Genomic DNA, 8891 nt, shown 5'->3' with positions numbered 1-8891 from the left:
CCCGGAACGTCCAATACTGGGGTTAAACCCAATACATGTTCATAGAATTTGGAACTCGCTTCTTGATTCAATACATATAATATGTAACGCGAAAACATACACTTACTCCTTTAAGCTTGCTAACGCCTTGTTAAGGTGTGAGGCACGCAATCCCGAAGCTTCCGCATACCACCTTAACCACTAAACCTAACGCATAGTAAAAATGCCACGCGTGCCGAATCACTCTTGAACAATTTGTTATACGAATTTCTCCTTCAGTGCCAGCACTTGTTGTTCAAATAACTCATAATCTGATTTTGAGTATGACTTAGCGACATTAACCCATTGAACGCCCGTTTCATCTATGTGGCGAAACTCGACTTGAAGCGCATATTTAGAACAACGAAGAAGAGCAAAAACGAAACCTACAGCCGTCAAACTAAGAACTAAAACGTGTAGCCATTGCGGTGCCTCTTCAAAGCTTGGAATGGCTAACCAAACAGCCCCTGAAAAAATAAACACCCAGAATAACACTTGCCCTAAATTATCAAGAAAACTTAACTTTTTAACCCTAGCATTGTTTATCTTAGACAAAGGATATGAGTCTTTCTTAAACCTGAACTCTTTTGAATCCAAGCTAAAATCAGTACTCTTGTACATAAATTCCCTCTATTCGTATAACGCCGCATTAAGGTGTGAGCGGCGCTTGGCCATACTTGAGCGAAGCGAAACTGCCAAGCGTTGCGAATCACTCTTAAATGCTTTGTTATAAGCGTGGTTTGAGCATGTGCACGAACTGTTCGTTCTGCCCTGTAACCTCAAAGCCAAACCTTTTGTAAAGTTGCCCTACTCGGTTTCCTTGTAAGTAGCAAAGCTTTATCGGTAACGACTTTTGTTCAGCAAGCTCAGTAACTGCTTTTAATACTTGGCTACCAATTCCTTTACCCTGATATTCTGGTAATAGGAAAAAAGCGACCAAAGTACAGGTGCTCAGAATGGCACTGCACCAAGTAACTGCCCACTGCGACTCCATCGACTTCTATGATGGTTGGCTTTTCTTCGCCCCACTCATTGTGATGAATTTCTCTTTGAACACTTTCGTTCCAACCAAATACAGCTTTGATTGGTTCAAATTCTGCTGATTTCTTAAGTTCGAATAGGAACTCATAGTCACTATTTTCAGCTTTACGGGTTTCGTACACCTAACTCTCCAAACCTACAACTACGGATAGCTTATAACGCCGCATTAAGGTGTGAGCGGCGCTTGGCTATACTTGAGCGAAGCGAAACTGCCAAGCGTTGCGAATCACTCTTAAATGCTTTGTTAGCCCTGTGGTTGACTAGTACATATAACCTAGCCAATCAAAATGTCCAACACCCCACTGCTTATCTCTGAGTGGTTTCACATACAGTTCATCAATATGCTCTACAGCAACTCCAAAGTTGGTGTGCTCGTGAAGCCTTAACCAAGACTGCATACACTGAACTTTGTTAAAGCCATTTGATGAGTAGAAATCATGTAACTCAGATATGAGGATTATGAAATCAACGTCTTTAGTTTCGGCAAATGCCGATACTTCTGACAACATGAAAGAGCCAATACCTTGCCCTCGATAACGTTCATCAACACAGAAGTCGATTACACCCAGAACCTTATGTATTTCCCCACTGACGCTAACAACGCGATAATCCAGTCCAAGATAGCCAACCAACTGTTCACCTTGAAAATGAAGGGCACGCATATGAGGTAACTGCTTAAAGTAAGAACGACTTACTTGGTGGTCTGGAAAAGCTTGATTTCTTAATGCTTCGATTGCCTTATGATGCAATTCTGAAACATCTATTTCTTGTACGATTTCCATATCATTTCCTAAAAAAGGGCTAACGCCCTGTTAAGGTGTGAGCAACGCAATACAAGAGCCGCCGCAAACCACCTTAATCACTAAAACCAACGCATGGTAAAAATGCCACGCGTTGCGAATCACTCTTAAACAGTTTGTTAGGCTTTTTTATCTTGCACCTTTTTGATTAAGGTATTGCGTTCATCAGTGGTCAGAGAACGACATGAGCCTAAATATAAGAATCGACTGTCTGCAACCCATGTTGAACCTAATGAGCCATCTGGCTCTAACAAATACCAATAGTTACAGTATAACCACGAAACATGCTCCGCCCATGTATAACCATTGAAAATTTCAGGATCGATCTTGTCCCACCACTCATTTAAATCACTCTTACCTATAAAGCCATCGCGATCATTATTTGGTAATAACAGAATATCTTCATGTACAGCGAAGTTAAGTCTTAAACCTGTTTGAAATGGTCTAACTTTTAGTAAGTTGACTATATCAAGAGGAACGCCAGCTCCCGCATCAACTAACCTGCAACCGATAGATTTAGCAAAATAACGATATAGGTTACACTGCCCCTCTTGAAAATCATCGCCAAATACTTCAACAAGATCGATAAATCTCTTGCGTACAATCACTTCTTCATTTTCATACACGTAGTTAATAAACTTGTCATATGCTCGATCAAAAGGCTGAGTTAGCGTCGTATTGCAAGAGTGACATAATGAAGGTGAATATTTTATTGCTTTGGAATCTGGACCTTGAATTAACTTCAGTTTGCCATTTTTGACATGAGCAATTGAGTTATCATCTTTGTAGGGACCTTTTCCAAAAACTCTAACTAGGTCTGATTTTTTAATCACATGCTCTTTACTAATCGCTTTTTCAGAGCAAATCCAACATTTATTCATTTTTATCTCTCTAAAGCCTAACGCCCTGCTAAGGGGTGAGCAACGCAATACCGATGCCGCTGCATACCACCTTAATCACTAAAATCAACGCATAGTAAAAATGCCACGCGTTGCGAATCCCTCTTGAGCAGTTTGTTAGTCGCGAGGCACCGAGCGACAATTTTAAGCCGAACCAAACTTTGCGAACAACAAACTTTATGTGCTTTGATGCACTTTAGTCAGGCGTAGTCTCAAAGCGGCTATTCAATGAAACCACTTGGAACAAACAACGCCGCAGAAAACGAACTGACAACACCAAAAAGCGCTTTTGGAAAGCCAATCTCACAATGCGGACTTTCAACAAAGTCACTGAAACCACGTGGAACTTACCACACCAGAGAAAACGTCATTTCAGCGAGTAAATCTGCTTTTGTAACAACAAATTCAACGAGCGGAGTTGCAACCAAAAACAAACTCTCGATTGCCCTGCTATGTCAGCACCAAAGAACAAAACAACCGCGAGGACACTTGCAAAACTTTGGACTTAAAACAGCTGAAAATGAGTTTGGACCAACAACGATGAACCTGTGAGCCGAACAATCGCAGCCAAATTTTGAGCTTAGAAACATGATTGTGATTACCAGCTTTTTCTGGCGACTAACGCCGCGTTAAGTAGTGAGCAACGCCACCCCTACCTAAACCATTGTGCCGTAAACACTAAATTCAAAGCAAACCAAAAATGCCGAGCGTTGCGAATCTGTCTTAAACGCTTTGTTATGTACGTTTCACCGCGACCACGGAATATGTATGCCAATGTTTCATTCTACCCAATGACGTTTTCGCTGTTTCATCACGTTCGAAGAACCTGACTATTTCAAAACCCGAGAACAGAGCCTTTACTTCTGATTCCGACAACGATGTTGTAGGGCTACGATAGTTGTTAGCCCAACTGTCTTTGAAACCCATGAAGTCACCAGCAAACACCCCACCGATTTCAATTGAAGATCTGATGTTGCTCCAAGTCGATGCAAATTGGTTTGGGTCAGCGAAGAACAAACTGGAGTTTGCGATAACTACACCAGATTTTGGATAGTCGAACGACTCAAACGAGGACGCTGAAATATCCACTAATGACTTTGACCCGAACCTGTCTCTACAAATAGCAACTGAATCAGGATTAATATCGAAGCCGTGAACTTGATAACCCTGTTGATCGAGGTATTCGATATCACTGCCGGTTCCACAGCCACAGTCAGTGGCTACTTTGAGGTTTGATTCATTGAGTCTGACAGCAAATTCAGTACGTTTTGAATGTGGGCGAGATAGTGCCTTTTCGTAGTACTGACGCCAAATTTCAGCATTTTCATCCATAAATTTCTGATTTTCCGTAAAAGTACATAACCCTCGGCTAAGGGGCTGACAACGCAAACCACAAAACTCAACCACAACAACCGTAACCACCGCGGTTCATTGGGACTGGGAACGCCACGCGTTGACAGTCCCTCTTGAGCCGTTTGTTATGTACCTGACTTTAAGCCTTTTGTTACCCAACATTCAATGCACAAAACTGACGTTTGAGAGCTGGTGCCAACTTGAAAACCCAAATTCAAAACGCTTTGACTATCCTCTGTGCGTACGCACGTTCAACACCAAAAGAAAGACACTGGCAGCAACATCAATAGCTTTTGTGAAACCAAACTTTCAGTACAGAGTGAGAAGCGATTGAGATGCTGTTTCAAAGAAATTATGCCTTCCGCGATTTGGGACTTTCAGAGCCTCCAAAATCAGCTGTTCCTTGAAAAACAGCCCCAACACCGTTCAGTAAAAATCTTGAACGATGAAATCCAATAGACTGATCTCATTAGAAAGTTATTCAAAAGTTAGAATGTTTTGAACTTTAAAAGTACATAACCTTCGGCTAAGGGGCTGGCAACGCATACCACTAAACTCAACCGCAACAACCGTAACCACCGCGGTTCATTGGGACTGGAAACGCCACGCGTTGACAGTCCCTCTTGAGCCGTTTGTTATGTACCTGACTTTAAGCCTTTTGTGACCAAAATTTCAATGCACCAAACTCTCGTTTGAGAGCAAAAGCCACTTTAATCGCCCATGTTCAAAACGCTTTAACTGTCCTCTGTGCGCACGCATGTTCAACGCCAAAAGAAAGACACTGACAGCAACTTAGAAAGTTTTTGTGAAACCAAACTTTCAGTACAGTGTGAGAAGCGATTGAGCGGTAGCTTCAAAGACATTATGCTTTCCGCGATTTGGGACTCTCAGAGTTTCAACAATCAGCGGATCCTTGAAATACATGCCCAACATCGTTCGATAAAAATCATCAAACATGGAATCCAATACATTGATCTGATTGGAATAAACTCAAAAACCAGAATCATTTGAACTTTAAAAGTACATAACGCCGCATTAAGGGGTGAACAACGCCACCACTTAACCTAAACCATTGTGCCGTAAACACTAAAGTCAATTCAAACCAAAACTGCCGAGCGTTGTGAATCCCTCTTAAATGCTTTGTTATAAGGTTTTCTCACTTGAGTACAATGTCTGCCCACAAAGTGTTTACAGTTAACAAAGTTCCAACTGCATTAAACAGTTGTAAAGCTTCAAGTTTATTAGAACTTATACACCCACGACCATGCATAATCCAATGTCGATTTAAGTTATTAGGAGCGGTACCTGAAAATGTTGATTTTTTAAAAACATTACTTACATATTCTTTGATAGAAAGCATCTTAAGGGTATCTATTCCTGCATAATGATTACTTCTAATACCGTTCATCATTGGATCTCGATAGTGGGTTTTATCAATATCGAAATTATATATTTTGATAGATAGTAATCCTTCAAATATTACTAAAAGTGCAGGGATACAAATCACATATTTCCCTGCATGGTAACAACTTATGCATTCCTGCATTAAGTCTTTCCATTGCTCAGGGCAATCATTAAGTATGTCCTCAAAGAGGCTTTCGGCATTCTGGTTATAACTATTTTCCCAAGACTCTATCAATCGGTTTTGATCGTTTTTTAATGGTTCATAGCTAGTAATACCTAACCAATTAATAAATGCGGGGATCGTCCAGCCTTTTCTTGCTAACTCAGCAACAGGCTCACTCAACTCTGAGATCAGCCAATCATTGTATTTTTTTGAGAAATCAACAATATCAATATTTTTTAGAAACTCTATGACTGTTTTCGACATAATCAAGAACCTTATAACGCCCAATTAAGGGGTGAGCAACGCGACCACCCAACCTAAAGCATTGTGCCATAAACACTAAAATTGAAGTAGAAGCAAAAATGCCAAGCGTTGGGAATCCCTCTTAAATTGTTTGTTAGTTTACTTTTCGCACAAATCACACGATTTAATCATATTGACCATTTCATGCGAATGACTATAATCTTACTGTGATTCCAGATTTGGAGAGTAATCATGCACACATTAACAGCAAATGATGCCAAACGTAATTTTGGTGAGTTGCTTCTGAGCGCTCAACGTGAGCCAGTGAAAATTAGCAAAAATAGCAAAGATGCCGTAGTTGTTATGTCGATTAAGGACTATGAAGAGTTGGAGGCAATGAAAACTGATTACCTGAGACATTGTTTCGAGTCAGCTAAGCAAGACTTGGCACAAGGCAATGTGGTTGATGGTGAAGACTTTTTAAACGCCTTATAACCCATTATGCAAAAGAATAAATATAAGCTAAGTAAATTAGCACAGACTCATTTACAAAAAATCAAAAACTATACCGTCAACAATTTCTCTGAGATGCAATGGCGAAGCTACAAAGATACCTTACTAACAGGGTTTCAGATGCTTGCTGACAACCCGGCTGTTGGTCGCAGTTGCGATGAGATATACCCAAGTGGTTTTTATTTCCCAGTGGGCAAGCATACCGCTTACTTTACAAAAGAAGATGGCTTCATTTTAGTTGTTGCTATACTCGGTCAATCACAACGTCCGCAGAACCACCTGTAATTAAGATTTCACCCTAGGATTGGATTTAGGGTGATGATCTTCACTGGTAAACTAACGCCCAATTAAGGGGTGAACAACGCCTTCCCCTAAACCTAAAGCATTGTGCCATAAACACTAAAACTGAAGTAGAAGCAAAAATGCCAAGCGTTGTGAATCCCTCTTAAATTGCTTGTTATACGCGTGCTAACGATGATGTGAGTTCATTCACGATTTTTTCTTGAACGTAAGGGAGGTACTCTTCATAAAACGTTGCTGGACGAACGTTTGTAAGCTTCCCTTCATCTTCAGGCACCTCAATTACAAAGCTAGTCTGCTTTACCCAATTAACTTTGATAAACAGAGCATTCCAATCCGAAATATCAACAGCACCATACTCGCCAGACTGTAAGCACTGAATAAAGCTTTTAGTAACGATACCGATACCTTTTACTTCGATATTGCGAATGTACCTCGGACTTACACTTTTCAAATAGATGATATCGCCGACTTTAAGCTGAGAAACCGCTTCATAAAGGTCTTTAGAGTTGTCTTCATTCCAGCCAAGCACAAACTTGTTGTTCTCAAAAAACTCTCCTTTGACTTCAGTACCACCCCAGTTTGAACCTGCACCGAAAATTGCCATTTATGTCTCCATTACCATATAAGCGTATAACGCCGCGTTAAGGGGTGAACAACGCAATGCCACCTAACTTAAACCATTGTGCCATAAACACAAAAGCTAAACTTTGAACCGAAACTGCCAAGCGTTGAGAATCCCTCTTAAACGCTTTGTTAGTAGGTCAACTCCAAGAGAGCACCTGTACTTGTTGCCACCTAGCCTTATAGCCAGCAGTCATTTTGTTGTAATTAGCTTCTGTCATTGCCTTTTTGTTTGGTTTGATCAACATATTAAATGCGTCCTCTAACCCATAGGGGGCGAACAATTTAATGTTTCCTGAGCTATCTAGAGTGAACCCAATAGCAAAGGCAGAAAGCCAAGACTCGATACCTTGTTCGACACGCTCATATGCCTGAATGGAACAACCAAACTTCTTAGAATAACGCTCATGTATGATTGCTTGATTTTTTACATCGACGTCGACACCATGACTTAACCGTGAACTAATACGATTTTTGAATTCATTTTCGGTGACATGTTTAGACCTGTCGAAATAGACAACATCAAAGTCTTTAACTTGGGCAAGAAGCGGTTTACTTTCGATACTGTTCCAGATGATTTGAGTAATAGCACCACCTGCGATATAGAAGTTTGGCAGCCCTATTTCCCGGCACACTTCAGCTGTTTCGATTAACTCAGGAACTCGCTGAATTAGATGCTTGAGTTTTTGTTTATTCATCCTGACCTACTAACGCCCGCTTAAGTGGTGAGCAACGCAATGCGATGTTTCCGCACACCACTTAAATCACTAAAATCAACGCATGGTGAAAATGCCACGCGTTGCGAATCCGTCTTGAAGCGTTTGTTAGGTTAATCGTTTTTCTGCCAATTGCCCACGTTCACCAAGCTCTCCGACATCAAACCAACCATGTTTGCGATAGAAACTAACGGCTTGTAAATTTGCAGGAATATAGCGTAGCTGAGCATATGCACATTGCTCGTTTTTGAACTGAGTACATATGAAATCCACTAGTTTTTTACCTAAACCGTTGTTACGAAATTCAGGTATCAAATACAGCAAGTTAATATAGCCAAACTTTATACCTTGCTCATCCATCAAGCCATTTCTAAACTCTATTTGACCGATGACCTCATTGTTTTTGAGGACATGATAAAAGCCAGAATTATCAAATGTACTTAGCTTTGTAAACCACGCTTTAGTTTCATCAACACTAAAACCAGCATCATTCCCAAAGCTTACTGCATGTGCATCTCGTCGAAATTGCATGCATAAATCGAGCGTATCATCCATTTCAATTTTTACGGGAATAAATTCCATTTTACACTCCGTACTTTAAGTAGATTAACCTAACGCCCTGTTAAGGTGTGAGCAACGCAATACGAAAGCCTCCGCACACCAACTAAATCACTAAAATCAACGCATGGTAAAAATGCCACGCGTTGCGAATCACTCTTAAACAGTTTGTTAGCATGTTGTTTCCGCTACAAACTCATTCACTTGAGAGCGCGTTGTGAAACGTACTTTAGAACCGTGAAAATCTCTGAACAATTGC

The 8891-nt window shown here is 40.6% G+C and carries 11 protein-coding genes and 1 pseudogene; 3 read left to right on the top strand and 9 right to left on the bottom strand.

Going from position 1 to position 8891, the window contains the following annotated elements; translation table 11 throughout:
• Positions 1–237 precede the first annotated feature (237 nt).
• From CBX98_RS24930 to CBX98_RS24910, 4 genes and pseudogenes are all read right to left on the bottom strand, one after another.
• A complete protein-coding gene (locus tag CBX98_RS24930) occupies positions 238–639 on the bottom strand; it encodes a hypothetical protein (protein ID WP_109170509.1) in 402 nt (133 codons plus the stop codon).
• Between the two features lie 106 nt (positions 640–745).
• Positions 746–1181 (bottom strand): annotated as a pseudogene (locus CBX98_RS24925) (GNAT family N-acetyltransferase).
• Positions 1182–1319: 138 nt separating this feature from the next.
• Positions 1320–1841 carry a GNAT family N-acetyltransferase gene (locus tag CBX98_RS24920; protein ID WP_109170508.1) on the bottom strand — a complete coding sequence of 174 codons (522 nt, stop codon included), beginning with the start codon at positions 1839–1841 and terminating at the stop codon, positions 1320–1322.
• 137 nt (positions 1842–1978) lie between these two features.
• Positions 1979–2740, bottom strand: coding sequence for a hypothetical protein (locus CBX98_RS24910; RefSeq protein ID WP_078535058.1), 762 nt, complete (start codon positions 2738–2740; stop codon positions 1979–1981).
• A 246-nt stretch (positions 2741–2986) separates the two neighbouring features.
• Here CBX98_RS24910 and CBX98_RS24900 point away from each other — a divergent pair, with 246 nt between their 5' ends.
• On the top strand, positions 2987–3310 hold the full coding sequence (locus tag CBX98_RS24900; protein WP_025769024.1) for a hypothetical protein: 324 nt from the start codon (positions 2987–2989) through the stop codon (positions 3308–3310).
• Positions 3311–3493: 183 nt separating this feature from the next.
• On the opposite strand, the gene CBX98_RS24890 is transcribed toward CBX98_RS24900, so the two are convergent.
• Positions 3494–4090 (bottom strand): class I SAM-dependent methyltransferase, encoded by a 597-nt coding sequence (locus tag CBX98_RS24890; protein WP_086716338.1) that lies wholly within the window; start codon positions 4088–4090, stop codon positions 3494–3496.
• Between the two features lie 1177 nt (positions 4091–5267).
• Positions 5268–5942, bottom strand: coding sequence for a hypothetical protein (locus tag CBX98_RS24885; protein WP_109170507.1), 675 nt, complete (start codon positions 5940–5942; stop codon positions 5268–5270).
• Positions 5943–6173: 231 nt separating this feature from the next.
• Between CBX98_RS24885 and CBX98_RS24880 the strand changes: the two genes are divergently transcribed.
• Together CBX98_RS24880 and CBX98_RS24875 are read left to right on the top strand one after the other, a co-directional pair.
• Positions 6174–6416, top strand: coding sequence for a type II toxin-antitoxin system Phd/YefM family antitoxin (locus CBX98_RS24880; RefSeq protein WP_000557295.1), 243 nt, complete (start codon positions 6174–6176; stop codon positions 6414–6416).
• A gap of 6 nt (positions 6417–6422) precedes the next feature.
• Positions 6423–6719 carry a type II toxin-antitoxin system RelE/ParE family toxin gene (locus tag CBX98_RS24875; RefSeq protein WP_109170506.1) on the top strand — a complete coding sequence of 99 codons (297 nt, stop codon included), beginning with the start codon at positions 6423–6425 and terminating at the stop codon, positions 6717–6719.
• Between the two features lie 172 nt (positions 6720–6891).
• Here CBX98_RS24875 and CBX98_RS24870 read toward each other — a convergent pair whose 3' ends face one another.
• From CBX98_RS24870 to CBX98_RS24855, 3 genes are all read right to left on the bottom strand, one after another.
• Complete coding sequence (locus CBX98_RS24870) at positions 6892–7341, bottom strand: hypothetical protein (RefSeq protein WP_045390267.1); 450 nt, start codon at positions 7339–7341, stop codon at positions 6892–6894.
• Between the two features lie 157 nt (positions 7342–7498).
• Complete coding sequence (locus CBX98_RS24865; protein WP_025523774.1) at positions 7499–8056, bottom strand: nucleotidyltransferase family protein; 558 nt, start codon at positions 8054–8056, stop codon at positions 7499–7501.
• A gap of 126 nt (positions 8057–8182) precedes the next feature.
• A complete protein-coding gene (locus CBX98_RS24855) occupies positions 8183–8656 on the bottom strand; it encodes a GNAT family N-acetyltransferase (RefSeq protein WP_109170505.1) in 474 nt (157 codons plus the stop codon).
• Positions 8657–8891 lie beyond the last annotated feature (235 nt).

Source organism: Vibrio sp. T9, assembly GCF_003123985.1.
GTDB classification, from domain to species: domain Bacteria; phylum Pseudomonadota; class Gammaproteobacteria; order Enterobacterales; family Vibrionaceae; genus Vibrio; species Vibrio diabolicus.
This window is presented reverse-complemented; position numbering and strand designations above follow the sequence as displayed.

Bases quoted from the DNA above. Each gene is read 5' to 3' on its own strand.
- CBX98_RS24930 (WP_109170509.1), bottom strand. From the start codon at position 639: ATGTACAAGAGTACTGATTTTAGCTTGGATTCAAAAGAGTTCAGGTTT.
- CBX98_RS24920 (WP_109170508.1), bottom strand. From the start codon at position 1,841: ATGGAAATCGTACAAGAAATAGATGTTTCAGAATTGCATCATAAGGCA.
- CBX98_RS24910 (WP_078535058.1), bottom strand. From the start codon at position 2,740: ATGAATAAATGTTGGATTTGCTCTGAAAAAGCGATTAGTAAAGAGCAT.
- CBX98_RS24900 (WP_025769024.1), top strand. From the start codon at position 2,987: ATGAAACCACTTGGAACAAACAACGCCGCAGAAAACGAACTGACAACA.
- CBX98_RS24890 (WP_086716338.1), bottom strand. From the start codon at position 4,090: ATGGATGAAAATGCTGAAATTTGGCGTCAGTACTACGAAAAGGCACTA.
- CBX98_RS24885 (WP_109170507.1), bottom strand. From the start codon at position 5,942: ATGTCGAAAACAGTCATAGAGTTTCTAAAAAATATTGATATTGTTGAT.
- CBX98_RS24880 (WP_000557295.1), top strand. From the start codon at position 6,174: ATGCACACATTAACAGCAAATGATGCCAAACGTAATTTTGGTGAGTTG.
- CBX98_RS24875 (WP_109170506.1), top strand. From the start codon at position 6,423: ATGCAAAAGAATAAATATAAGCTAAGTAAATTAGCACAGACTCATTTA.
- CBX98_RS24870 (WP_045390267.1), bottom strand. From the start codon at position 7,341: ATGGCAATTTTCGGTGCAGGTTCAAACTGGGGTGGTACTGAAGTCAAA.
- CBX98_RS24865 (WP_025523774.1), bottom strand. From the start codon at position 8,056: ATGAATAAACAAAAACTCAAGCATCTAATTCAGCGAGTTCCTGAGTTA.
- CBX98_RS24855 (WP_109170505.1), bottom strand. From the start codon at position 8,656: ATGGAATTTATTCCCGTAAAAATTGAAATGGATGATACGCTCGATTTA.